This is a genomic window from Sphingomonas sp. Leaf37 (assembly GCF_920939475.1).
GTDB lineage: Bacteria > Pseudomonadota > Alphaproteobacteria > Sphingomonadales > Sphingomonadaceae > Sphingomonas.
Genome location: NZ_CAKLAX010000004.1, coordinates 340,657 through 364,854, shown reverse-complemented (window position 1 = coordinate 364,854; position 24,198 = coordinate 340,657). Strand labels below are relative to the sequence as shown.

General features: G+C 66.1%; 20 protein-coding genes and 1 tRNA gene. 9 read left to right on the top strand and 12 right to left on the bottom strand.

The features are described 5' to 3' along the window. Positions 1-116 precede the first annotated feature (116 nt). From LRA87_RS15540 to LRA87_RS15530, 3 genes are all read left to right on the top strand, one after another. A complete protein-coding gene (locus LRA87_RS15540) occupies positions 117-2,309 on the top strand; it encodes a xanthine dehydrogenase family protein molybdopterin-binding subunit (protein WP_230781500.1) in 2,193 nt (730 codons plus the stop codon). Positions 2,310-2,437: 128 nt separating this feature from the next. Further along, positions 2,438-3,361, top strand: a complete 924-nt coding sequence (locus LRA87_RS15535) for an XdhC family protein (protein ID WP_230781499.1) — start codon at positions 2,438-2,440, stop codon at positions 3,359-3,361. Then, complete coding sequence (locus LRA87_RS15530; RefSeq protein ID WP_230781498.1) at positions 3,348-3,962, top strand: nucleotidyltransferase family protein; 615 nt, start codon at positions 3,348-3,350, stop codon at positions 3,960-3,962. Before LRA87_RS15535 ends, LRA87_RS15530 begins: the two co-directional genes overlap by 14 nt. A 10-nt stretch (positions 3,963-3,972) precedes the next feature. Here the strand turns inward: LRA87_RS15530 and LRA87_RS15525 are convergent, their stop codons facing one another. The 8 genes from LRA87_RS15525 to dapB form a co-directional block, all read right to left on the bottom strand. Next, positions 3,973-5,178, bottom strand: coding sequence for an ABC transporter permease (locus LRA87_RS15525; RefSeq protein WP_230781497.1), 1,206 nt, complete (start codon positions 5,176-5,178; stop codon positions 3,973-3,975). Further along, a complete protein-coding gene (locus LRA87_RS15520; RefSeq protein ID WP_329958600.1) occupies positions 5,178-6,005 on the bottom strand; it encodes an ABC transporter ATP-binding protein in 828 nt (275 codons plus the stop codon). Before LRA87_RS15520 ends, LRA87_RS15525 begins: the two co-directional genes overlap by 1 nt. Before the next feature lie 113 nt (positions 6,006-6,118). Further along, positions 6,119-7,501, bottom strand: a complete 1,383-nt coding sequence (locus tag LRA87_RS15515; RefSeq protein ID WP_230781496.1) for an efflux RND transporter periplasmic adaptor subunit — start codon at positions 7,499-7,501, stop codon at positions 6,119-6,121. Then, a complete protein-coding gene (locus LRA87_RS15510; RefSeq protein WP_230781495.1) occupies positions 7,501-8,979 on the bottom strand; it encodes an efflux transporter outer membrane subunit in 1,479 nt (492 codons plus the stop codon). The genes LRA87_RS15515 and LRA87_RS15510 overlap by 1 nt, the downstream gene beginning before the upstream one ends. Positions 8,980-9,071: 92 nt before the next feature. Next, positions 9,072-9,854 (bottom strand): enoyl-CoA hydratase-related protein, encoded by a 783-nt coding sequence (locus tag LRA87_RS15505; protein ID WP_230781494.1) that lies wholly within the window; start codon positions 9,852-9,854, stop codon positions 9,072-9,074. 51 nt (positions 9,855-9,905) lie between these two features. Beyond that, a tRNA-Arg gene (locus LRA87_RS15500) sits at positions 9,906-9,982 on the bottom strand. A gap of 45 nt (positions 9,983-10,027) precedes the next feature. Further along, the gene (gene nth, locus LRA87_RS15495; RefSeq protein WP_230781493.1) at positions 10,028-10,693 is read right to left on the bottom strand and encodes an endonuclease III; all 666 of its coding nucleotides are present in this window, start codon (positions 10,691-10,693) and stop codon (positions 10,028-10,030) included. Positions 10,694-10,706: 13 nt separating this feature from the next. Beyond that, positions 10,707-11,435, bottom strand: coding sequence for a 4-hydroxy-tetrahydrodipicolinate reductase (dapB, locus tag LRA87_RS15490; RefSeq protein ID WP_230781492.1), 729 nt, complete (start codon positions 11,433-11,435; stop codon positions 10,707-10,709). A gap of 164 nt (positions 11,436-11,599) precedes the next feature. Here dapB and LRA87_RS15485 point away from each other — a divergent pair, with 164 nt between their 5' ends. Further along, positions 11,600-12,304: an NAD-dependent deacylase gene (locus LRA87_RS15485; protein WP_230781491.1), complete on the top strand. Its 705-nt coding sequence runs from the start codon at positions 11,600-11,602 to the stop codon at positions 12,302-12,304. A 3-nt stretch (positions 12,305-12,307) separates the two neighbouring features. Here LRA87_RS15485 and era read toward each other — a convergent pair whose 3' ends face one another. The 3 genes from era to lepB are packed head-to-tail and all read right to left on the bottom strand — an operon-like array spanning position 12,308 to position 14,750. Then, on the bottom strand, positions 12,308-13,207 hold the full coding sequence (gene era, locus LRA87_RS15480) for a GTPase Era (protein WP_230781490.1): 900 nt from the start codon (positions 13,205-13,207) through the stop codon (positions 12,308-12,310). Positions 13,208-13,257: 50 nt separating this feature from the next. Continuing rightward, positions 13,258-13,926 (bottom strand): ribonuclease III, encoded by a 669-nt coding sequence (rnc, locus tag LRA87_RS15475; RefSeq protein WP_443024900.1) that lies wholly within the window; start codon positions 13,924-13,926, stop codon positions 13,258-13,260. After that, positions 13,923-14,750, bottom strand: coding sequence for a signal peptidase I (lepB, locus tag LRA87_RS15470; protein ID WP_230781488.1), 828 nt, complete (start codon positions 14,748-14,750; stop codon positions 13,923-13,925). The genes rnc and lepB overlap by 4 nt, the downstream gene beginning before the upstream one ends. 128 nt (positions 14,751-14,878) lie before the next feature. On the opposite strand from lepB, the gene pgi reads away from it, so the two are divergent. From pgi to gorA, 3 genes are all read left to right on the top strand, one after another. After that, on the top strand, positions 14,879-16,369 hold the full coding sequence (pgi, locus tag LRA87_RS15465) for a glucose-6-phosphate isomerase (protein ID WP_230781487.1): 1,491 nt from the start codon (positions 14,879-14,881) through the stop codon (positions 16,367-16,369). 35 nt (positions 16,370-16,404) lie between these two features. Beyond that, positions 16,405-16,788 (top strand): DUF4174 domain-containing protein, encoded by a 384-nt coding sequence (locus LRA87_RS15460; RefSeq protein WP_230781486.1) that lies wholly within the window; start codon positions 16,405-16,407, stop codon positions 16,786-16,788. A 277-nt stretch (positions 16,789-17,065) separates the two neighbouring features. Then, entirely contained in the window at positions 17,066-18,412 is a 1,347-nt protein-coding gene (gorA, locus tag LRA87_RS15455) for a glutathione-disulfide reductase (protein WP_230781485.1), read from the top strand. A gap of 114 nt (positions 18,413-18,526) precedes the next feature. On the opposite strand, the gene LRA87_RS15450 is transcribed toward gorA, so the two are convergent. Continuing rightward, the gene (locus LRA87_RS15450) at positions 18,527-19,321 is read right to left on the bottom strand and encodes an enoyl-CoA hydratase/isomerase family protein (RefSeq protein ID WP_230781484.1); all 795 of its coding nucleotides are present in this window, start codon (positions 19,319-19,321) and stop codon (positions 18,527-18,529) included. Between the two features lie 370 nt (positions 19,322-19,691). Here LRA87_RS15450 and LRA87_RS15445 point away from each other — a divergent pair, with 370 nt between their 5' ends. Together LRA87_RS15445 and LRA87_RS15440 are read left to right on the top strand one after the other, a co-directional pair. Next, positions 19,692-22,649: a TonB-dependent receptor gene (locus LRA87_RS15445; RefSeq protein ID WP_230781483.1), complete on the top strand. Its 2,958-nt coding sequence runs from the start codon at positions 19,692-19,694 to the stop codon at positions 22,647-22,649. A gap of 76 nt (positions 22,650-22,725) precedes the next feature. Next, complete coding sequence (locus LRA87_RS15440) at positions 22,726-24,144, top strand: glucoamylase family protein (RefSeq protein WP_230781482.1); 1,419 nt, start codon at positions 22,726-22,728, stop codon at positions 24,142-24,144. The last annotated feature ends 54 nt before the right edge of the window (positions 24,145-24,198 follow it).

Genomic DNA, 24,198 nt, shown 5'->3' with positions numbered 1-24,198 from the left:
GAACAAGCCGGTGTTGACGACACATTTCTGACAAGCCGCGAGAGGCACGATCTTTGCCCGACGCCTGCACCATCCTACATTAGCCGTACCCCGCTCCGGGCAAGGACCAGATGCGCATGACCGACATGATGATGGACCGGGCGCGCCGCCCCGCCGGCCTCGCGCGCGCGACGCAGAACCTGCTCGGCCAACCGATCCCCCGCGTCGAGGGGCCGGCCAAGGTCACCGGCACCGCTACCTACGCCTATGAAGCCGCACCCGACGGCACCGCCTATGCCGCCATCGTCGGCACCCCCATCGGCAGCGGGCGCGTGACCCGCATCGATACGTCCGCAGCCGAAGCCCTGTCGGGCGTCATCGCGATCATCCACGACGATCCCCGCATCGTCTCCGGCGGCAGCAACTCGCAGGCGCAGGCGCACAGCGATACCGACACCATCTTTCACTATGGCCAGCCCGTCGCGATCGTCGTTGCCGAGGATCAGGTGATTGCCCGCGAAGCCGCCGGACTGGTCGTCGTCCACACCGAACCCGGCCAGAACCGCTTCGATCGCGACGCACAACCGGTGCAGACCGATCACGGCATCGGCTTCCTTCCCGCGATCGACATCGGCGATCTCGACTCGGCGCTTGCCGATGCCGAGGTTACGCTCGACCAGAGCTACACCACCCCGGTCCATTTCCCCGCCGCGCTCGAACCGCACGCCAGTACGGTGTCGTGGGATGCCGGCAAGCTCACCGTCCGCACCAGCAATCAGGTGATCGGCTCCGCCAGCGGCACGATCGCCACCGCCCTAGGGATCGACAAGAGCAATGTCCGGGTCCTCGCCCCCTTCGTCGGCGGCGGCTTCGGCGGCAAGACCGGCGTCGGGCCGGAGGTGATCCTCGCCGCGATAGCCGCCGACCGGATCGGTCGCCCGGTCAAGGTCGCCCTGCCCCGCGCGCAGACGGCCTATCTCGTCCACCACCGCTCCGCGACGACGCAGCGGGTCCGCATCGGCGCCGACCGCAAGGGCCGCATCACCGCCTTCGCGCACGAAGGCGTCGCTGCGCAGAACGACGATGCCAGCTTCCTCGAACCGATTCCGTTCGGCTCGCTGCCGCTCTACGCGGGCGAGAACCGCCGCTTCCGCACCGACCTGATCCGCCTCGATCTGCCCGCCACCGGCGCGGTGCGGGCGCCAGGCGAGGCGATCGGCACCTTCGCGGTCGAAAGCGCGATGGACGAGCTGGCGGAACGGCTCGATATCGATCCCGTCGAATTGCGGCGCATCAACGAACCCACCGTCGATCCGGTCAACGGCAAGCCCTTCTCCACCCGTCGCCTGCTCGACTGCTACGACGAGGGCGCGCGCCGCTTCGGCTGGGATGTCCGCGAAAAGCGCCGCGATGGCGAATGGCTGATCGGCCACGGCATGGCGGCTGCATTGCGCGGCAACTTCACCGTCAATGCGCAGGCGCGCGTGCGTCTGGACACCGAAGGTCGTGCGGTGGTCGAATGCGACATGACCGACATCGGCACCGGCACCTACACCATCCTCGCGCAGACCGCGGGAGAGATGCTCGGCCTGCCGGTCACATCGGTCGACGTCCGCATCGGCGACAGCGACCTGCCCGCCAGCGCCGGTTCCGGCGGGTCGTTCGGGGCGGGCAGCGCCTGTTCGGCGACGGTGCTGGCGTGCGAGGACATCATCACCGAACTCGCCCGCCGGATGAACGCCGCGCCCGAAGACCTGACGTTGCACGACGGCTGCGTCACCGCCGGCGGCCGCAGCGTCGCGCTCGCCGACCTGATCCGCGGCGACCCGATCGTCGCCACCGGCAAGACCGGTCCCGGCGCGGAAACCAAGCGCACCAGCCAGGCGAGCCACGGCGCCCATTTCGTCGAGGTCGCGGTCAACGCCGTCACCGGCGAGGTCCGCGTCCGCCGCATGCTCGGCGTGTTCGACATCGGCCGCGTGCTGAATGCGAAGACCGCCGCGAACCAGCTGATCGGCGGCATGGTCTGGGGCCTGTCCTACGCACTCGGAGAGGAGGCGGTGGTCGACACCCGGAACGGCCATTTCGCCAACCCGGACTTCGGCGAATACCACGTCGCCGTCCATGCCGACGTGCCGAAGATCGAGGTGCATTTCATCGAGGAGATCGACGACAGCGCCAATCCGGTGGGAGCGAAGGGCGTCGGCGAACTCGGTATCTCGGGAGCCGGCGCGGCGGTGGCCAACGCGATCTACGATGCGTGCGGGATACGCGTGCGCGACTTCCCGGTAACGCTGGACAAGCTGCTGGCGGGATTGCCGAACCCCTGAATCATTCCTCCCGTGCCAGAGGGAGACAAGCAACGAACGTGGTCGCTCGCGGAACCGCCCCCTCCACCATTCGCTACGCGAACGGTCCCCCTGCCTCGCTTCACGAGGGAGGAACTGGAAAGAAGAACATGGCCGAAAACGATTCCGTCCTCACCGCCGCCCGCAACTGGCGGAACGAACCCCTCGCCCTCGCGACGGTCGTCTCCACCTGGGGCTCGGCCCCCCGCCCGCGCGGCAGCCACATGCTCGTCCACGCCGATGGCCGGTTCGAAGGCTCCGTCTCCGGCGGCTGCGTCGAAAGCGACATCCTTCAGACGGCGGCGGACGTCATCGCTGGCGCGCCGTTCCAGCTCAGGCACTACGGCGTCGCCGATGCCGCGGCATGGGAAGTCGGCCTGCCCTGCGGCGGTGAGATCGCGGTGATGGTGCAGCCGGTGTCCGCGGCAGGCTTCGATCCCGAACTGTTCGATCGCATCGCCGAAGCACGCGACCACGGTCAGGCGCTCACGGTCACCACCGATCTCGCCACCGGCCACAGCGACCTGCGTCCGGTCGAAACGGGCGAGGTGTTCGTCAACCGCTACGACCCGCCGCGCCGGTTGCTGATCGTCGGCGCGGTCCAGATCGCGCAGGCGCTCGCCGCGCTGGCCACCACGCTCGGCATCGACACGACCGTCATCGACCCGCGCGCGCGCTTCCTCACCGAAGAGCGCTTTCCCGGCGTCACCCTCGACGACCGCTGGCCGGACGAGGCGATCGAGGCGCTGAAGCCCGGCCCCTCCACCGCCGTCGTCACGCTCAGCCACGATATCAAGATCGACGATCCCGCGCTGATCGCCGCGCTCGCCTCCAACGCCCCCTATGTCGGCGCGCTCGGCAGCCGCCGCAGCCACGCCGCCCGCCGCGAACGCCTCGCCGCCGCAGGGCTGTCGGCGGTTCAGATCGACCGCATCGACGCGCCGGTCGGCATCGATATCGGCGCGATCGGTCCATCGGAGATCGCGCTGTCGATCGCCGCCGCGATGGTGGGAGCGTTCCATGATCGCCGCTGAGGATTGCGTCCTCGTCCTCCTTGCCGCCGGCCGTTCGCTCCGCATGGGTGACGTCGGCAGCAAACTGGACGAGCCGTTCCTCGGTCGCCCGCTCGGCCTGCACGTCGCGGTGGCGCTGGAGGACATGCCCTTCATGGAGCGCGTCGCGGTCGTCGGTCGGGCGGATTGCGATTATGCCGCGCACGGCTTTACCATCGTCCGCAACGACGACCCTGCTCTCGGGATGGGCCGATCGGTCGCGCTCGGTGTGGACTGCGCCCGCGCACGCGGGGCGAAGGCGGTGGTCGTCGCCCTTGCCGACATGCCGCGCGTCACCGCGAGCCACATCCGTACGTTGCTGGATGCCGCAGATGGCGAGGACGCCGTCGTCGCCTCCAGCGACGGCCGTTCCCCCAAGCCCCCGGCCGTGTTCGGCCGCGCGCGGTTCGACACGCTGCTGACGCTGGAGGGCGATGCCGGCGCCCGCGACATGGTCCGCGCCGGCAAGCACGTCGTGACGAACCCCGCGGAACTGATCGACGTCGACACGCCGGAGGAACTGGAGCGGTTGCGGGCGCTGGTGAACGCACCGGAGGCGTATACCCGGCGCCGTCACACCTGAAGGCGTTTCCCTATTCGTGTCGCAACGCGTCGATCGGGTTCAGTGCCGCCGCCCGCCGCGCCGGGAAATAGCCGAACACCACGCCGATCACCGCCGATATCGCAAACGCGATCAGGTTGATCTGCAGGTCGAACGTCCACGGCACCTGCATCAACGGCGACAGCGCCAGGATAACCCCCTGCGCGATGATCAGCCCGATCACGCCGCCCAGACATGACAGCGCCACCGCCTCGACCAGAAACTGCAATAGCACCTCGCGCGCGACCGCGCCGATCGCCAGCCGGATGCCGATCTCGCGCGTCCGTTCGGTCACCGACACCAGCATGATGTTCATGATGCCGATGCCGCCGACGACCAGACTGATCGCCGCCACCGCCGCGACGATGCGGGTCAGCAGCGTGGTCGTGCCGGTCAGCGTGTCGGAAATCTGCTTGGTGTCGAAGATGTTGAAATCGTCGTCGCGCGCGCCCGTCAGATGCCGCCGCTCGCGCAGCAGATCGGTGATCGCCGCCTGCACGTTGCTCGTCTGGTAATCGGTGTTGACGCCGACCAGCATCAGGCGCACGTCGCGGTTACCGGTGAAGCGCCGCTGCACCGTCTTGATCGGCATAACCACGACATCGTCCTGATCGCCGAAGCCGCCTTGCCCGCGTGTCGTCAGCGCACCGATCACGTCGCAGCTGATATTGCCCAGCCGGATACGCGCGCCGACCGGATCGGCCCCGCGGAACAGGTTCTGGCGCACGGTATTGCCGATCAGGCACACGGCCTTGCCCGCCTCCTGCTCCGCCGGCGTCCAGTATCGCCCCAGCGCCAGCGGCCACGGCTGCACCGTCAGGAACGCGCTGGTCGTGCCGTTGATCGAGGTCGACCAGTTGGCGCCCTCGTATATCGCCGTCGCCGAAGCGCTCGCCTGCGGCGCGACCGCGGTCACGCCCGCGACCTGCTGCGCGATCGCCTCGACGTCCTCCGGCTTGAAATTGGGCGGCTGCGGCCCGCCACCACCACGGCCGAAGCCCTGACCCGGCCGAATTTGAAGAATGTTGCTGCCGAGCGCGCTGATCTGCTGCTGCACCGCCGCCGTCGTCGCCTTGCCCAGCGTCACCATCGTGACGACCGCGCCGACGCCGATGACGATACCCAGAATGGTGAGGAACGACCGCAACAGATGTCGCCGTATCGACCGCAGCGCGAGGATGAGCGTGGTCCCGAGCATCAGGAAAGCCCCTCCTCTTCAGAGGAGGGGTTGGGGGTGGTGGGCGTCTCACCGGGACCAGCGCCCGATGACCCGGCAACCCCAACCCCTCGGTCGGAGAGGAGTGGCTTTTCCGGCTCCGGCATCTGACCCGGCCGATGCTGCGCCTCGATCCGCTCGACCAGCCCGTCCTTGAAGTGGATCACCGTCCGCGCGAACGCCGCCATGTCGGGCTCGTGCGTCACCATCAGCACGGTGATGTTGCTGTTCTGGTTGAGGTCGGTCAGCAATTCCATGATCTCGACCGAACGTTCGCTATCGAGGTTGCCGGTCGGCTCGTCCGCCAGCAGCACGTCGGGCTGCGTCACGATCGCTCGCGCGATGGCGACGCGCTGTTGCTGCCCGCCCGACAATTCGGCCGGGGTGTGATCCCACCAGCGATCCAGCCCGACCTTCGCCAGCGCCGCCATGCCCAGTTCCCGCCGTGCCTTCTTGTCCTCGCCGCGATACAGCAGCGGCAGCTCGACGTTCTCCAGCGCACTGGTCCGGCTGAGCAGGTTGAACCCCTGAAACACGAAACCGAGATACCGTCGCCGCAGCAACGCACGCTGGTCGCGATCGAGCGTCTCGACGTGATGCCCGCGGAACAGGAACGTTCCCCCCGACGGCACGTCGAGACAGCCGAGGATGTTCATCGTCGTCGACTTGCCCGACCCCGATGGCCCCATGACCGCGACGAAATCGCCCGCCTGGATATCGAGGTCGACGCCCTTCAGCGCCTGGAACTGCGTCGCGCCCATCCCGTACACCTTGGTGACGTTGCGCATCGTGATGAGCGGCTCAGGCATGCCGGTGCTCCGGCGCACGCCGGCGCCCACGACCAGACAGACGGTCGGCCTGCATGTCCCGCAGCCGTGGACTCCAGCCTACGCCGGAGGCCATGGGCACAAGGTCGACTGGCTTACTGCCCACCGGCCGCACCCTGCCGCCGCTGACCGCCGGCTCCGCTCCGCCGCGCTCCCGCCGCGCCGTCGCTGCCGCTCGACAGCTGGCCGGTGATCACCTGTTGCCCCGGCTTCAGGTTACCACCCAGCACTTCGGTCATCGTCCCGTTGCTGTCGCCGGTGACGACCTGCACCGGCTGCGGCTTGCCTTCGGCATCCTTGACGTACACCGTCTGGCTCGCCCCGCGCGCCAGCTTGGCGGTTCGCTCGGGCCGGTCGCGGCGCGGGCGGAAGGTCAGCGATCCGGCGATGCCGCCGCTCGATGCGCCCGCACCGGCAGCGGTCGGCTTGAACCGCAACGCCGCATTGGGCACCAGCAACACGTTCTGCCGGTCCGACGTGACGATGTCCGCGGTCGCGGTCATTCCCGGTCGTAATTGCAGCGATGGATTGGCGACGGTCAGGTCGGCGGCATAGCTCACCACCTGCCCGGTCGTCGCGGTCGTGGTCGTGGTGGAGGTCGAACTCGCCGAGCTGACCGTCAGGTTCGAACCCAGATCGACCCGCGTGATCTCCGCCGGGAACGTCCGCCCAGGAAAAGCGTCGACGGTGAAGTTCGCCTTCTGCCCGACCTTGACCTCGCCGACGTCGGCCTCGTCGATCGCGACCTCCAGCTTCATCTTGCTGAGGTCCTCGGCGATCACGAACAGCGTCGGCGTGTTGAACGACGCCGCGACGGTCGCACCCGGATCGATCTGACGCGCCAGAACGACACCGTTGACGGGCGAGCGGATGATCGCCCGCGCCCGCTGCGTCTGGCTCTGCGCCAGCGCCGCCTGCGATGCGGTGACGTTGGCCTGTGCGACCCGCAACGCCGCGACGCTGCGCTGGTAGTTCGCCCGGCCCGTCTGCAACTCGGTTCCCGACGGAACGCGGCCACCGGACAGCTTGAACACCTCTTCCAGCCGCGCCAGCTGCGCGCGGCTTTCGCCGACGGTCGCCTGCGCCTGATTCACCTGCGCCTGATTGGCCGCGATCTGCGCCTGTTGCTGGCGGATCTGATCCTCGATCTGTTCGGGATCGATCAACGCCAGCGGCTGGCCCGCCGTAACGCGGTCGTTGACGTCGACCACCACCTTGGTGACCAGCCCTGACAGCTGCGACCCCACCGTCACCTGGTTGGTCGGCGCCAGCTTGCCGGTCGCCGACACGGTCACCGTCAGATTGCCGCGCTCGGCCGCCTGCGTCGAGAAACCAGCCTCCGCCTTCGGCCCGAAACAGCTCTTCAGCAGCAACGCGAGCAGGATGACGCCGATCGCGACGAACACCCATTTCAGGTAGCGCCGCCATGCCGGAACCGGCTTTACGCCCAGGAAATCGTCGATCTGTTCGTCGGCCATCAGCGGGTCTCGCCCTCGGGAGTTGGGGTTGCGCCGCGATCGGGCGCTTCGGGGATGACGCTCGCGTCCCAGCCACCGCCGAGCGCATTGTACAGCGCGATCAGCGCGGTCGCCTGATCCGACCGCGCCTGCACGAGGCCGTTCTGCGCGGACAGCAGCGCCGCCTCCTGCTGGTTGAGCGTCGTGAAATCGGTCAGGCCGCTGCGATACTGGCTGCGCGCGAGGATCGCCGACGCGCTCGCGGCGTCATAGGCGATGCGGAATTGAGTCTCGCGCTGCCGCGCCGTTTCGAGCGCGACGATGGCGTTCTCGACATCCTCCAGCGCCGTCAGCACCGTACCGCGATAGGTGGCGAGTGCGGCGTCGGTCGCCGCCTCGCTCGCGCGGACCTGACTGCGCAGCCGCCCGCCGTTGAAGATCGCCTGCGTCAACCCGGCGAACAGGCCGCCGGTGATCGCATCGCCGATGTTGCCGATACTGGTCGCATTGGTGTTGATGTTGCCGGTGATCGCCAGCGCCGGATACAGCCGCGCCTTGGCGACGCCGATCTGCGCCGTCGCCGCGGCGAGCGCCCGCTCGGCCGAACGCACGTCGGGACGCCGGCGCAACGTATCCGCCGGGATACCGACGCCGACCGTCGCCGGCCCCTTCGGGATCGGCTTCGCCGCCGCCAGCGCGCCGCGCAGCGCACCTGGCGCCTGCCCGGTCAGTACGCCCAGCCGCGCAACCGACGCGGCATATTGCTGTTCGATCTGGGGGACGGTCGCGGCCGTTTGCGCCCGTTGGCTGCGTGCCTGTTCGACATCGACCGAGGATACCAGCCCGGCCTGCACGCGAAAGCCGGCGATCTCCAGATTGTCGTCCTGTATCCCCAGACTGGCGCGCGCATTGGCGAGCTGCGCCTGATAGGCACGCGCCAGCACGTAATTGCGCGCGACCTCGCTCTCGACGGTCAGCAGCACCGTCGCATAATCGAACCCGCTCGCCTCGTATTGCGCCCGGCTGGCCTCGACCGTGCGACGGATCTCACCGAACAGTCCGACCTGGTAGCTGGCGGACAGACCGGCGGAAAAGCTGTTGGTGCCGCCCCCGCCCGTGTCGACCACCGTACCGTCCGGCAGCGTGAACGAACGCCCGCCGCCACGCAGATTTTCGTTGCGCTGATAGCCCGCCGAACCCGACAGCGTCGGCAGCAGCGACGCCCGGTTCTGCACCAGCGCCTCGCGCGCCTGCCGCAATCGTGCGATCGCCTGCGCGATATCGGGATTGGCGAGCCGCGATTGTTCGACCAGCTGACCGAGCACGGGGTCGTCGAAGTTCGACCACCAGCGCGTCAGATCCTCCGGGCTTTGCTGTGCCGACACCGAATAGCCGTCCGGCACGCCGAGATCGGCGGCGCTGTTCGGGCGATAATCGGGACCGACGGTGCAACCGGCCAGCGCCGCGGTGGCGAAAAGAAGGGCAGGAACACGGACCATAGCCTATCATGTGCTGAGCACACCGCGCGCCGTCCAGCGATTTTATGTCGCAATTTGTCTCTTGGTCATGTCAGCGCCGACACATACCGCTTCTATCGCCCCGTGAAGGCCGGCTTCCGCTTCTGAAGGAACGCCATACCGCCCTCCAGCGAATCCGCCGATGCGCGTGCCGTCCGCTGCGCTTCCGCCTCCGCCAGCAACGCCGTCGGATAGTCGCTGTCCAGCGCCCGGCCCAGGGCCTGCCGCATCAGCCCGAGCGCGACCGTCGGCCCTGCCGCCAGCCGGGTCGCCAACGCCAGTGCTTCCGTATCGAGCGCCTCGTCCGCGACGACCTTGTGGATCATTCCCCACTCCAGCGCCTTCGCCGCCGGAACCCGCTCGCCGAGCATCATCATCTCGGCGGCCCGCGCGCGTCCGATCAGCCGCGGCAGCATCCAGGACGCGCCGCCATCGGGCACCAACCCGATATTGACGAAGGCCTGCAAAAAATAGGCCTCCGCACTAGCCACACAAAAATCCACCGCCAGTGACAGCGAGCAGCCGATTCCCGCCGCCGGGCCACGCACTGCGCTGACCACCGGCACGCCCAGTTCGGCTATGGCGGTGATCGTCGGATTATAATGCTGCGTGAGTGCCGCATACGTCGTCTCGCCCGGATCGTCGCTGCCCAGCGCGCCGCCGCCGACGTCCGCCCCCGAACAGAACGCCCGCCCCGCCCCCGCGATCAACACCGCGCGCGCGCCGTCCAGATTATCGAGAGCGGCCCGCAGCTCGTCGAACATAGCCGGCGGCGCCGCATTCAGCCGCTCGGGCCGGTTCAGCGTCAGCACCAGAACGTCGCCACGCGCCTCGGCCAGAATGTGCCGGTAGGTCATCAGACTCACCCCCGCTGTGCGCAGCGCGCCATGGTCGGGACTGCGATGATGTGGTGCACCCGACTGGATTCGAACCAGTGGCCTCTGCCTTCGGAGGGCAGCGCTCTATCCAGCTGAGCTACGGGTGCCTGGAGACGGCGCGTAGCAAAGGGTCGCACGCTACGCCAGTGGGATTATGCTACCGCATCTGCCGCAACGGACTTCGGTGGCGGCGTCTTCGGTTTGTACACACACAGGTCGGCGACGATACAACGCCAACATTCCGGCCGCCGCGCCTTGCAGACGTAACGCCCGTGCAGGATCAGCCAGTGATGCGCGTGAAGGCGAAAGGGCTGCGGCGTTGCTTTGTCGAGCGTCGTCTCGACGGCTAGCGGCGTCTTGCCGCGGGCAAGACCGGTACGGTTGCCGACGCGGAAGATATGCGTATCCACGGCAAACGTCTCCGCACCGAACGCGACGTTCATCACGACGTTCGCAGTCTTGCGCCCTACGCCGGGCAGCCGTTCCAGCGCGGCACGATTCGCCGGAACCGCGCTGTCATGTTCCGCGATCAGCACTTCCGACAAGGCGATGACGTTCTTCGCCTTGGTATTGAACAGCCCGATCGTCCGGATGTGCTGCTTCAGCGCGTCAAGCCCGAGCGCCACCATCTGCTCCGGTGTCTCCACCTTCGCGAACAGCGCGCTCGTCGCCTTGTTTACGCCGGCATCGGTCGCTTGCGCCGACAGCACCACAGCGACGAGCAACTGATAGGCATTGTTCGATTCGAGTTCGGTTTCCGGGTGCGGATTGGCCTCCGCCAGCCGCCGGTAGAACTCGAAGACGTCGGCCTTCTTCACAGGTCCGTTGCCTTCACAGGCCCAGCACGTCGCCCATGCGGTAACGCCCTGCCGGCTGCCGCGCGATCCACATCGCGGCGCGTACGGCCCCCTTGGCAAAGATGCTGCGATCCTGCGCCAGATGCGCCAACTCGATCCGCTCTCCCTCGCTGGCGAACACGACATTATGGTCGCCGATCACCGATCCGCCGCGCACCGAGGCCATACCGATCGTTCCCTCGGTCCGAGCGCCGGTCAGCCCGGCGCGGCCATCGACGCGCAGTTCGGACAGGGTCGTCCCCCGCCCTGCCGCCGCCGCTTCACCCAGCAGGATCGCGGTGCCGGACGGCGCATCCACCTTGTGCCGGTGGTGGCTCTCGACGATCTCGATATCCCAATCGGTGCCGAGCTTCGCCGCGGCGTCGCGAACCAGCTGCGCCAGCAGCGTCACCCCGAGCGAGGTGTTGCCGGTCTGGAGCACCGCGATATCCGCCGCTGCCGCATCGATTGCGGCATGCTGTGCCTGTGTCAGCCCGGTGGTACCGATCACCAGCGGTGTACCCGCGGCGCGCGCGATAGCGAGATGCGCCTCCAGTGCCGACGGTGTCGAGAAATCGACCAGTACGTCCGCCACCCGCGCGAGCGCCGCCGGATCACCGCCGGCATCGACGCCGCCGGCCAGCCGCGCCCCCTCTGCCGCGATCTGTTCGGCGATGGCACGCCCCATGCGGCCGCTGCTGCCGTAGATGCCGATCGCGGTCATGCGCGTCCTCCGACACGGCGGGAAACGGACAAGCGCTGGCGGGAGAACATCATGGGCGGCTTGTGGCATAAAGCATGCGCCGGGGACAGGCAGCGCGCGCAAGGTCCGCCAAACGTGGTGCCTTTTCCGCTGTACCGATACAGCATGGCAGCTACGCTGCACCGATGAATAGCGTCCGCAATATCGTCGTCCTGACCGGAGCAGGCATCTCCGCCGAATCCGGTATCGCCACCTTTCGGGGGCCGGGCGGGCTGTGGGAGGGCCATCGCGTCGAGGACGTGTGTACGCCAGAGGCGCTGGCGCACGACCCGGCGCTGGTACACCGCTTTTACGATCTCCGTCGGGCGGCGCTGGCGACCGTCGAACCGAACGCGGCACATCATGCGCTGGCACGGCTCGACCGGGAATGGCGCGGCGAGTTGCTGATCGTCACGCAGAACGTCGACGACCTGCACGAGAGGGCAGGTACGCGCCGTCTGCTGCACATGCACGGGGCGCTGCAATCGGCGCTGTGCGCGGCATGCGGCGAACGCCGGCACTGGATAGATGCGCTGCCTGTCGGGTCGCGCTGCGATGCGTGCGGCGCAGCGGCGTTACGGCCCGATATCGTGTTCTTCGGCGAGATGCCCTATCGGATGGAGCGGATCGAAACGGCACTGGCGCAGGCCGACCTGTTCGTATCGATCGGCACGTCGGGTGCGGTCTACCCCGCGGCGGGATTCGTCCAGCTGGCGGATGCCTGCGGCGCCGATACGCTGGAGCTGAACCTAGAACGGTCAACGGGCAGCGATAGCTTTGCCGAAACGCGCCTCGGGCGGGCCGGCGAGCTGGTGCCGGCATGGGTCGAGGCGGTGCTCGGCGCCGCCTGACGCCTATTCCACCCAGTCGAGCCCCAGATCCTTGTAGACGTCGCGATCCTCGTCCCAGCCGGGCTTGACCTTGACGTGCAGGTAGAGGTGGACCGGCCGGCCCATGATGCCCGCCAGCTCCGTCCGCGCGCGCGCACCGATCTCCTTGATACGGCTGCCGCCCTTGCCGAGTACGATCGCACGCTGCGTCGGGCGCTCGACGAGGATCTGCTGGTGGATCTCGACCGATCCGTCCTCGCGTTCGCTGTACTTCTCGGTTTCCACCGTGCTCGCGTACGGCAGCTCGGCATGCAGCTGAAGATACAGCTGCTCGCGCGTCACCTCCGACGCCAGCGCGCGCTCGGTCGCGTCGGACACCTGATCCTCGGGATAATGCCATGGTCCCGTCGGCATCGCCGCGGCGAGTGCGGACTTCAGCTCTGGCAGGCCGTCGCCGGTCTGAGCCGAGACGAACCACGTATCGGCGAAGTGCATCAGCGCATTCAGCTTCTCTGCGTGGAGCAGCAGCTTCGGCTTGTCCGCGACGTCGACCTTGTTGAGGATCAAGATCTTCGGCTCGGGGCGATCCTTCAGCGCCCCGGCGATCGCGGTGACCTTGGACCCGATGCCGCCCTTGCCGTCAACGACGAGCGCGATCATGTCCGCGCCCTCGGTGCCGCTCCACGCGGCCGACACCATTGCGCGGTCGAGCCGACGCTGCGGTTCGAAGATACCGGGCGTGTCGACCAGCAGGATTTGCGCATCCCCCTCGATCGCGACGCCGAGCAGCTTGGTCCGCGTCGTCTGCGCCTTGGGGCTGACGATCGCGACCTTCTGTCCGACGAGCGCGTTCACCAGCGTGGACTTGCCGGCGTTGGGTGCACCGACGACGGCGACAAGGCCGCAATGTTGATTTTGGGTCATGGTCGCTTCTTTGGGGGGCTTGGGAGTGGAGGGCAAGGCGAGCGCTTCGCTCATCCGGTCAGCTTCGCCAGCAGCGCCTTCGCTGCCGCGGTTTCCGCTACCTGCTTGTTCGCGCCCTCGGCCGTCGCGTCGGCAAAGGTACCGATCTTGACCTGTACCTTGAACCGCGGAGCATGATGCGGCCCGCTACGGTCGATCACGACATATTCCGGGGTGCGCCGGCCCGCCGCGGCGGCCCATTCCTGCAGGGCGGATTTCGGATGCTGCGGCGCCTTGTGGCCGCTCTGGACGCGGGCACCCCAGGCCTTGCGGACGAAGCTGCGCGCGCCATCCAGGCCGGTTTCGCGATACCAGGCGCCGATCAGCGCTTCCATCACGTCACCCAGGATATTGTCGCTTTCATATGCGCCATCGTCGCGAGCCTGCTTGCCGAGGCGCAGGTAGGCTCGCACGCCCATCTCCCGCGCCACGTCGGCGCAGACCGCACCGGTGACCAGAGCATTGAGCCGCTTGGACAATTGACCCTCGGGCTCGGTGGGGAACAGCTCCCACAGCCATTCCGCCATGACGAGGCCGAGCACACGGTCGCCAAGGAATTCCAGCCGCTCGTAATTCTCGGCCGCCTGACTGCCATGCGTCAGCGCCCGTTCGTAGGGTTTCAGGTCGGCAGGCTTGCGACCGAACGTCGCGCTCAGCCAACCGGACAGATCGCTGCTCAGAAGCCCTCTCCCACGCGGCTCCAGCGAGCGGCGGTGAACCAACTGAACGGGTTGATCCACGACGCATTGCCGTCGGTGGAGAAGAAGGTCACGACCGCCTTGCCCTCGATCCGCTCCATCGGGATGTAACCCATGCCGATCGGCGCCGGGAAACGGCTGTCGGCGCTGTCGTCGCGGTTGTCGCCCATCAGGAACACGTTGCCGGCGGGTACGGTGTACAGGCCGGTGTCGTCGGCCTGCGGAATATCCGCCTGATCAAGCACCATATAGCTTTTGCCATTGGGCAAGGTCTCGCGAAACCGGGGATAGCGGCAGACGGGAGCACCGGCGGCATCGACGTCCTGGAAGCTCGCACCGCATTTTTCGGCGTCGAAATTGCCGGTCAACGGCAGGACGAAATCCGCGACGCGCTGCTTGGGAATGGCTTTCCCGTTCAGGATCACCTGACCGCGGCGCACCTGGATCGTATCGCCCGGCAGGCCGATGACGCGTTTTATCACGTCGTGATCGTCCGGCTCGGGCGACCGGAACACGACGACATCGCCGCGGGTCGGGTCACGGCCCAGAATGCGCCCGGGGATCAGTGGTACGCCATAGGGCAGCGACCAGCGCGAGTAGCCATAGTTCCACTTGGTGACGAACAGATAGTCGCCGATCAACAGTCGCGGCAGCATCGATTCCGAGGGGATCGAAAAGGGCGCGAAGATGAAGCTGCGCAAGATCAGCACCGCCAGCGCGAGCTTCACCAGGAAGCGCATCGTCTCGTTCAGTTCGGAGCGCTGCGGTTTCGGTTCGGCAGCGGCTATCGCGGGGGTCTCGTCCATAGATGCGGAGCCTTAGCGCTCCCCGCGCGTCCTGAGTAGTCGTTCCGCGTGGGCCGACAGGACTTGTCCTGTAACACAGGTTCGATACGGAGCTGTCACGAACACCCCCTCCCCGAAGGATGGATATAATGAGCGACTGGACCGCGATCGAAGCCCTGCCCTCCCCGAAGCTCACCGAGCTGTTCGATCAGGACGGCGAGCGGCTGTCGAAGTTCAGCCTGGACGTGGCCGGCATCCATTTCGACTGGTCGAAGACGCATCTGACCACCGAGGCGGTAGATGCCTTCGCTGCGCTCGCCAGGGTGCAGGATCTGGCTGGCAAGCGCGATGCGATGTTTGGTGGCGAGCATGTCAACGTTACCGAGGACCGCCCGGTCGAACACACCGCCGAGCGCGGCGAAGGCAATGCCGAGAGTGTCGCGCGCGCTCGCAAGTTCCATGAACGGATGCGCTCGCTGATCGACGCAATCGAAGGCGGCGCGCTCGGCGACATCCGCCACGTGCTGCACATCGGTATCGGCGGATCGGCGCTGGGGCCGCATCTGCTGATCGACGCACTGGGGCGCGAGGATGCGCGTTACGACGTGGCGATCGTCTCCAACGTGGACGGTGTCGCGCTGGAGGATGCGATCAAGGATTTCGATCCTGCTGCGACGCTGCTGGTGCTCGCCTCCAAGACCTTCACCACCAAGGAAACGCTGCTCAATGCCCAGTCGGCGCTGCAGTGGATGACCGAACATGGCGTCGAGGACCCGTACGGCAAGGTCATCGCGCTGACCGCCGCTCCAGACAAGGCGATGGAATGGGGCGTTGACGAAACCCGCATCCTGCCGTTCGGCGAGGGGGTCGGCGGGCGCTATTCGCTCTGGTCGTCGATCGGCTTCCCCGCGGCGATCGGCCTCGGCTGGGGCGCGTTCGAGGAATTGCTGGAAGGCGCGGCGGAAATGGACCGCCATTTCCGCCTGACCGCGCTGCATGAGAATGCGCCGGCGCTCGCCGCCTTCGCCGACCTTTATTATACGCAGGTTCGCCACGCCGAGACTCGTGCGCCCTTCGCCTATGATGAACGGCTGCGCCTGCTGCCGAGTTACCTCCAGCAACTGGAGATGGAGTCGAACGGCAAGGGCGTGAAGATCGACGGCACGCCGGTCGGTCGGCCGACCGCGGCGATCACCTGGGGCGGCGTCGGCACCGACGCGCAACATGCTGTGTTCCAGCTGCTGCATCAGGGGACGCATCTGGTCCCGGTCGAGTTCATCGCCGTGATCGAACCGGGCGATACGCTGGCCGAGGATCACCACCGTGAATTGCTCATCAATGCCTTCGCGCAGGGCGCCGCGCTGATGAAGGGCAAGCAGGTCGACGATCCCGCGCGCAGCTATTCGGGCGATCGGCCGTCGTCGACGCTGCTGCTCGATGTGCTCGATCCTCGGACGCTCGGGGCATTGATCGCCTTCTACGAGCATCGCGTGTTCGTGAACGGCGTGCTGCTGGGAATCAATTCGTTCGATCAGTTCGGCGTGGAGCTGGGCAAGGAAATGGCCAAGGCCGCGGACAAGGGCGGACAATCGTTCGACCCCTCCACCGAGGATCTGATCCGCCGCGCCGGTCTGGATTGATGGCGTCGATCGGGATCCTCGTGCGTTGAGCGACGATGATCCCGATCCTGCTCGCCGCGGCGCTGGCCGCGCCATCGACGGTCGCCGACATGCGATGGCAAAAACGTGTGCTGCTGCTAGCTGCACCGACACCCGACGATCCCGGCATCGCAGCCCAACGGCAGGCGCTGGTCGGTTGGGATGCTGAGGCGCTGGAACGGGATCTTGCCATCGTGACGGTGATCGGCGACCGCGTCTTTGGGTCGACCGATCCAGGGCCGACCTTGCGCGCAAGATATCGGATACCGGCAGGCCGGTTCGTTGCGATCCTGATCGGCAAGGATGGCGGCGAAAAGATGCGAACGGCGAAGCCCATCGCGCCGCAGGTATTGGCGGAGGCGATCGATGCGATGCCGATGCGGCGCGCGGGACGGCATTGATTGCAGATCCGTCGGATCTTTGACTATGTGTATGGCCGCGGCGGAAGATACATATGCGGATCGACATCAACGATTGGCGAGTGACCGATGCCGCAGCCCGCAATCACCGCCACTTGCGCAGTCTCGGTATCACGATCGGCAAATCGATCGATTAGCTGATCGCCAAACGCTGCATTATCGACCGACCGCCCCTACTTTACAGTGTTCGGGACTTCGATCCCGTCATTCAGCATCTCGGCCTGCGGTCGGCGATGGACCTTGCTACCGGAGTGAACTGATGGCCGACTACGATTACGATCTCTTCGTCATTGGCGCAGGGTCGGGCGGCACCCGGGCGAGCCGCGTCGCCGCTGCGCATGGCGCTAGAGTGGCAGTGGCGGAGGAATATCGCGTCGGTGGCACCTGCGTGATCCGGGGCTGCGTGCCGAAGAAGCTGCTGATCTACGGTGCCCATTTCGCCGAAGACCTGAAGGATGCAAAGCGCTTCGGCTGGCAGGTCCCGGATCAGTGCGACTTCGACTGGAAGACGCTGCGTGACAACGTGCTGGAAGAGGTCGACCGGATCAACGGCGCCTACACCCAGACGCTGGAGAACCACGGCGTCGAGATCATCCACCAGCGCGCGACGATCACCGGTCCGCACAGCGTCCGGTTGGCGGATGGGACGGAAAAGACGGCGGAGCGTATCCTCGTCGCGGTCGGCGCGCGGCCGGCCGTCCCGCCATGTTCCGGCGCCGAACACGGCATCACCAGCAACGAGGCGTTCCATCTCGACGCCCTTCCGAAGCGGGTACTGATCGCCGGTGCCGGGTATATCGCCAACGAATTCGCCGGCATCTTTCACCAGCTCGGCGCACACGTCATCATCATGAACCGGACGCAGGACATCCTGCGCGGTTACGACCTGTCGATCCGCGATCGCCTGCTCCAGATCAGCATGATGAAGGGATTGGAATTCAAGTTCGATGCGAATTTCGAAGGCATCGACAAGGGTGAGGACGGGTGCCTCACGGTCCGTATGTCCGGCCATGAGCCGGTGACGGTGGACATGGTGATGTTCGCAACCGGCCGCGTGCCGAACACCGAGGATCTCGGACTGGAAGATGCCGGCGTGACGCTGGAAAAGGGCGCGATCGTCGTCGACGAGCATAACCGTTCCAACATCGACAGCATCTTCGCGATCGGCGATGTCACCAATCGCATCCAGCTGACGCCGATCGCGATCCGGGAGGGGCAGGCGTTCGCCGACACCTATTACGGCAACAAGCCGACGGTCGTCGATTACGCCAACATCCCGTCTGCGGTCTTCAGCCATCCGCCGCTCGCCGGCGTCGGCATGACCGAGAGCGAGGCCAAGCAGAAGCTGGGGTCGGTCAGCGTCTATTCCTCGGACTTCCGGCCGATGAAGAACGTGCTGGCCGGCCGCAACGAACGGGCGCTCTACAAGATGGTGTGCGATGGCGAGACGGGACGGATCGTCGGCCTCCACATGATCGGACCCGACGTACCGGAAATCCTGCAAGCCGCAGCGATCGCGGTGAAGGCCGGCCTGACCAAGGCGCAGTTCGACGAGACGGTCGCGCTCCACCCGACGATGGCGGAAGAACTCGTGTTGATGAAGTAAGCTTCGCCACACGACCGTCGGGCAAGCCAAGCAACCCGGGACGCCGCAAGGCGCTCCGGGTGACGACATCGGCGTTGACGGTGAGGTGGCTCGACGACCGCCGACGATCGTTTCTCAGGCTCCTACGAAGCGCCCGGGGCGGCGTTCGTTCACCGCCCTCACCCCTTCGGCGAAGTCTCCGGTCTTTTGCAGCCACGCCTGTTCCGCCAGCTCGTGATCGGTCTGACGCTGCACCAGATCGAACAGATCGCCGCGCATCGTCACGCGGGTCGATCGGACCGCGAGCGGCGCACCGGCGGCAATCTCCTGGGCCAACGCCAGCGCCTCGGCGCGCAGGCGATCGGCGGACGCCAGCACGTCGACCAGCCCCCATTCCGCCGCCTGCTCGCCTTTGATCCGTCGCGCGGTCAGGTTCATCAGCAACGCGCGCTGGCGTCCGACGACCCGCTCCAGCACCGCCGAAATACCGAAGCCGGGATGGAAACCCAGCGCCACGAAATTGGCGACGAAGCGCGCTTCGGGTGCAGCGACGCGGAAATCGGCGACGAGCGCGAGACCCAGCCCCGCTCCCACCGCAGCCCCCTGCACCGCAGCGACTACCGGCGTCTGCACGGCGTACAATCGTGCCGCCGCCACATAGAACGGGTTACGGCTGCCGGCAGGTTGATCTTCGGCCACCGGATTGTCGCGCGCCAGATCGGCACCGGCGCAAAAGATCCGGCCATCCGACTGGAGTACGATCGCGCGCACGTCCGGATCGGCATCCGCGGCAGAGAATGCCGCCCCGATCGCCTCGATCGTCGCGAGATCGGCGAAATTGTGGGGTGGCCGCGCAAAGGTCACGATCGCGACATGGCCGTCCCGAACGACCTGGATCGACGGTGCTGAAGCGGATGGGGCGTTGCTCATCGTGACATTGTGCCGTGTCGCGGATGCACATGCCAGCCATCAAGCGTCGAAAGCACCGTTGCAGCAATATCACGGTCGCGGACAGAAGTGGTTCCGGTTCGGAACCGTAATGGTTTTCGCCGTATTGAACTGGTGTTGTCGGACACTCCACCATAAGGGAGCGGCCCTTCGACACGATAGAGGCGGACCACCGCCCGATCACACCATGGGACGGGGCGTCTTGCTCCACTCCGGGGAGGGATGAACAGGGCGCGGTGGCCGGCACCATCGCTTCCCTGACGGCCGGACGCAATATCGGCCGCAGCTCCTTTCCCCGGTCGCAGGATAACAGCTGCATTCGCCGCCGGGCGGATCGCGCAGGGGAACAGACATGAAGACCACCACGATCGTGGCGCTGCGCGCCGCACTTGCCACCACCACCGTCCTTGGCGGCATCGCGATGACCGCGCCGGTCGCGGCGCAGACCACGACCGCGCAGGTACGCGGTCAGGTTCGCGGCGCGGATGGCGCGCCCGTCGGGGCCGCAACGGTGACCGCCGTCAGCACCGCGACCAATCAGACCTTCCGCGCGACCAGTGACGCGAACGGCAGCTATACGCTGAACGGCCTGCGTCCGGGCGAATACCGCATCACGATCGCGGGTGCCGACGGGTCGGTGTTCGAGCGCGTTGTGGTGGTCGGCGTCGGCCAGTCCGCCACACTCGATGCCACGCTCGGCGCTGCACAGACCGAGACGACGACGGTACCCGGCGGAACCACAGCGGGCGATAACGGCGAGATCGTGGTCACCGGCAGCCGTCTGGTCGAGACGCGTACCAGCGAAGTCGCGACCAACGTCAGCCAGACGCAGATCCGCACGCTGCCGCAGACCGATCGCAACTTCCTGTCGTTCGCCGCGCTGGCTCCCGGCGTCCGCTACAACGACAGCGAAACCGACAAGGGCTTCAGCTCGGGCGCATCGACGGCTAGCCAGGTCAACGTGTTCGTCGACGGCATCAGTCTGAAGAACAAGCTCCGCGAGGGCGGCGTCGCCGGTCAGCAGAACAGTCGCGGCAATCCGTTCGGCCAGCTTGCCGTGCAGGAATTCCGTGTTCTGACCCAGAACTACAAGGCGGAATACGAACAGGCCGGCGCGGCAGTCATCACCTCGGTGACCAAGTCGGGCACAAACGAATTCCATGGCGAGGTCTTCGGCCAATACACCGACAAGAAGCTGAGCGAGAAGGCCTTCCTCGACAAGCTCAACAACCGTCCCGAACCCGCGTTCGAGCGCAAGCAATACGGCATCGCGCTGGGCGGCCCGATCATCAAGGACAAGCTGTTCTTCTTCGGCACGTACGAAGGCAACGATCAGGATCGTGCCTTTAACGTCGCCTCGACCGCCTCGGCGACGCAGCGGGCGGACTTCGAACGGATCAGCGGACGTCGCCTGAACGAATTCGAGGGCGCGTTCGTCAGCCCGTTCCGCGGCGACTTCTACTTCGGCAAGCTGACCTTCACGCCGGATTCGAGCCAGGTGTTCGACCTGTCGTACAGCCGTCGCTCGGAAACCGATATTCAGGGCTTCGGTGGTAACACCTCGTTCTCGGCGGCGGAGAACAAGATCAATACAGTCGATACCTATCTGTTCAAATGGACGTACACCGGCGATAACTTCGTCAACGAAGTCAACGTCAACTATCTCAACTACAAGTTCAGTCCGACCTCGTTGAACCCCGACCTGCCACAGTTCGACTACCAGGGCATCATCGTGTTCGGCGGCAAGGATTCGACCCGCCGCGAAGTCCAGCAGAGCTACACCCTCCGTGACGACGTGACGTGGACCGCGATCGACGGTCACACGATCAAGGTCGGCGGTCGCGTCGAGGTGACCGACATCGAATTCAACAACCAGTCGTTCATCCAGCCGCGCTACACCTTCACCACGGCCGGCGCGAACACGCCGAACGACCTTACCGACGACACCAACATCTCATTCCCGGCCGAAGCACGCCTTGGCCTGGGCAACGGCCGCATCTTCGGTGCGAACACCCAGCTCGGCTTCTATGCCCAGGACGATTGGGACGTCACCGATCGACTCCAGTTGAACGTCGGTGTCCGCTACGATTACGAAACGAACGGCTTCAACAATCATTACGTCACACCCGGCCGGGCCGCGGCGGCGTTGCGCTCGTTGCCCAGCACGTTCTACTTCAATCCCGAGGATTACATCACGGACGGCAACGATCGGTCGCCGTTCAAATGGGCATTCGCGCCGCGCTTTGGCTTTTCGTGGGACATCAACGACGACCAGAGCACCGTCATCTTCGGCGGCGCGGGCCGGTACTATGATCGCAACAACTTCAACAACACCGTCGACGAACTCAGCCGGACGATCAATCCGATCGGCCTGTTCCGCTTCTCGGCGACCGGCCTGCCGCGCAACGGCCAGCCGACGGTCCCGTGGAACCCGTCTTACCTGACCCGTGACGGCCTGCTGGCACTGGCGGCGACTTCGACGCAGGGCCTGCCGGAACTGTTTGCGGTCAAGAACGACGCCAAGCCTCCGGTCAACGACCAGTTCAGCCTCGGCGTCCGCCAGAAGGTCGGTGTATTCCAGGCATCGGTGACCGCGTCCTACCAGCGCGGCCGCAACGGCTATACCAACCTGTTTGCGACCCGTCAGAACAACGGTCTGGGCGGTTGCTGCAACACAGCCAGCGCGATCCGCAACGGCTATGCCAACGTCATCGTCGGCTATGACGGCCTCGATACCCGGTACAAGGCGATTTACTTTACGCTCGACAAGAACTACACGCAGGCGAGCGGCTGGGGCGTCAACATCGCCTACACGCTGGGCAAGGCCGAGAAGAACGGCGGCGATCTGTTCAGCCTCGATGGTCTGACGCCGGACGGCTACGGCTGGCGCAACAGCCCGGGCGACGAACGTCACCGGGTCGTGCTGTCGTCGATCATCGACCTGCCGCTGAACTTCCAGTTCTCGACCCTGACGACGCTGGGTTCGGGTTCGGCGTATAACGTCACCGACGGAACGCGCGGCACGGATAGCGGTGCCGCTCTGCCGACCACCTTCTATCCGATCAAGAACTGCATCAAGGGCCTGTTCGCTTTCTGCGAAGTAAACCTGACCTTGGCAAACAAGACCAAGATCTTCGGCAACCACGAAGTGGAGCTGGCGCTCGACGTCCTTAACGCCTTCAACAATAAGAACTTCAGCGGATTCGATGGCTTCTTCAGCGCAAGCGATCCGCTGATCCGCACGGAGATCGGCACCAGCACGATCACCCTGCCCCGGCGCCTTCAGCTGCGCGCCGGATATCGCTTCTGACTTGCACGGGCGGCCTTTTCCCAAAGGTCGCCCGCTCCTTTCCGGTTCTGCGTAACAACATGAGGCGTTTGCGCCGATGATCGACAGACGACACCTTCTCGGCACCGGCGGGCTGGCGCTCGCCGGGGTGGTGGGCGGTTGCGCCACAACGCGAGCGCCCTCTCCTGCGTCGGCCAACGCGCCACTCGATCTGATCGCCGATCTTCAGGAACGCAGCTTCCGCTTCTTCTGGGACACCACCGATCCCGCCACAGGGTGGGCGCCCGATCGCTGGCCTACCCCCAGCTTCTCCTCGATCGCCGCGGTCGGGTTCGCGCTCACCGCCTATCCGGTCGGCGTGGTCAACGGCTGGATCACCCGCGAACAGGCCCGCGCCCGCACCCTCGCCACGCTGGAATGGTTCGCCGCCGCACCGCAGGGGTCGGGTGCCGACGATGCCAGTGGCCACAAGGGCTTCTTCTATCACTTCCTGGGCGTGACCAAGGGGTTGCGCTTCGCGCGTGCCGAACTGTCGACGATCGATACCGCGCTGCTGATCGCCGGGGTTTTGTTTGCGGGCACGTGGTTCGACGATGGCACCGATCCTGCCGAGGCGCGGATCAGGACACTTGCCGACCAATTGTATGTCGCGATCGACTGGACGTGGATCGTCCCGCGGCCGCCGTTCCTCTCAATGGGCTGGCACCCGGAAAGCGGCTTCATCCCGTCCGACTGGAATATCTATAATGAGGGGATGCTGATGTACCTCCTCGCGATCGCATCGCCGACGCACCCGCTGCCGCCCGCAACATGGGGTGCGCTGACGCAGCGTTTCGAAGCGGCGTGGACCGATGGCTGGGGCGAACCGTACCTGCATTATCCCCCCCTGTTCGTGCATCAGTACAGCCACGTCTGGATAGATTTCCGCGGCATCCAGGATCCCTTCATCAAGTCGAAGGGTATCGATTATTTCGAGAACAGCCGCCGCGCGGTGCGCAACCAGCGCGCTTATGGCATAGTCAATTCCGGCGGCTGGGTCGGCTATGACAAGGATTGCTGGGGCTGGACCGCATGCGACGGCCCCGGAGATTTCAAGTTGACGCTACGTGGCCGTCAGCGCGAATTCTTCAGCTATTCCGAACGGGGTCCGGGCACGCGCGACGACGGCACGATCGCGCCGACCGCCGCCGCCGGATCGATCGCTTTCGAACCGGAGCTGGCCGCGACCTGTCTCCGCACGATGCACCAGCGTTACGGCGAAGGCATCTACGGCAAATACGGTTTCCTCGATTCGTTCAATCCGACGCTGACCGACGCGAACGCACCGTTGAAACACGGGCAAATCGTGACTGGCACTGGCTGGGTCGACAAGGATTATCTGGGAATCGATCAGGGTCCGATCGTCGCGATGATCGAGAACCAGCGGACCGGCCTGATCTGGAAGACGATGCAGCGCAATCCGCATCTGCGCCGCGGACTCGAGCGGGCAGGCTTTCATGGCGGCTGGCTGGGATAACACCTCTTCCAACACTGCGGACCGCCGCCTAGAGAGGATGCATACCCGATCCTC

Excerpts from the sequence above, each read along its gene's own strand:
- LRA87_RS15540 (WP_230781500.1), top strand. The coding sequence starts at position 117 with ATGACCGACATGATGATGGACCGGGCGCGCCGCCCCGCCGGCCTCGCG.
- LRA87_RS15535 (WP_230781499.1), top strand. The coding sequence starts at position 2,438 with ATGGCCGAAAACGATTCCGTCCTCACCGCCGCCCGCAACTGGCGGAAC.
- LRA87_RS15530 (WP_230781498.1), top strand. The coding sequence starts at position 3,348 with ATGATCGCCGCTGAGGATTGCGTCCTCGTCCTCCTTGCCGCCGGCCGT.
- LRA87_RS15525 (WP_230781497.1), bottom strand. The coding sequence starts at position 5,178 with ATGCTCGGGACCACGCTCATCCTCGCGCTGCGGTCGATACGGCGACAT.
- LRA87_RS15520 (WP_329958600.1), bottom strand. The coding sequence starts at position 6,005 with ATGCCTGAGCCGCTCATCACGATGCGCAACGTCACCAAGGTGTACGGG.
- LRA87_RS15515 (WP_230781496.1), bottom strand. The coding sequence starts at position 7,501 with ATGGCCGACGAACAGATCGACGATTTCCTGGGCGTAAAGCCGGTTCCG.
- LRA87_RS15510 (WP_230781495.1), bottom strand. The coding sequence starts at position 8,979 with ATGGTCCGTGTTCCTGCCCTTCTTTTCGCCACCGCGGCGCTGGCCGGT.
- LRA87_RS15505 (WP_230781494.1), bottom strand. The coding sequence starts at position 9,854 with ATGACCTACCGGCACATTCTGGCCGAGGCGCGTGGCGACGTTCTGGTG.
- dapB (WP_230781492.1), bottom strand. The coding sequence starts at position 11,435 with ATGACCGCGATCGGCATCTACGGCAGCAGCGGCCGCATGGGGCGTGCC.
- LRA87_RS15485 (WP_230781491.1), top strand. The coding sequence starts at position 11,600 with ATGAATAGCGTCCGCAATATCGTCGTCCTGACCGGAGCAGGCATCTCC.
- era (WP_230781490.1), bottom strand. The coding sequence starts at position 13,207 with ATGACCCAAAATCAACATTGCGGCCTTGTCGCCGTCGTCGGTGCACCC.
- lepB (WP_230781488.1), bottom strand. The coding sequence starts at position 14,750 with ATGGACGAGACCCCCGCGATAGCCGCTGCCGAACCGAAACCGCAGCGC.
- pgi (WP_230781487.1), top strand. The coding sequence starts at position 14,879 with ATGAGCGACTGGACCGCGATCGAAGCCCTGCCCTCCCCGAAGCTCACC.
- LRA87_RS15460 (WP_230781486.1), top strand. The coding sequence starts at position 16,405 with ATGATCCCGATCCTGCTCGCCGCGGCGCTGGCCGCGCCATCGACGGTC.
- gorA (WP_230781485.1), top strand. The coding sequence starts at position 17,066 with ATGGCCGACTACGATTACGATCTCTTCGTCATTGGCGCAGGGTCGGGC.
- LRA87_RS15450 (WP_230781484.1), bottom strand. The coding sequence starts at position 19,321 with ATGAGCAACGCCCCATCCGCTTCAGCACCGTCGATCCAGGTCGTTCGG.
- LRA87_RS15445 (WP_230781483.1), top strand. The coding sequence starts at position 19,692 with ATGAAGACCACCACGATCGTGGCGCTGCGCGCCGCACTTGCCACCACC.
- LRA87_RS15440 (WP_230781482.1), top strand. The coding sequence starts at position 22,726 with ATGATCGACAGACGACACCTTCTCGGCACCGGCGGGCTGGCGCTCGCC.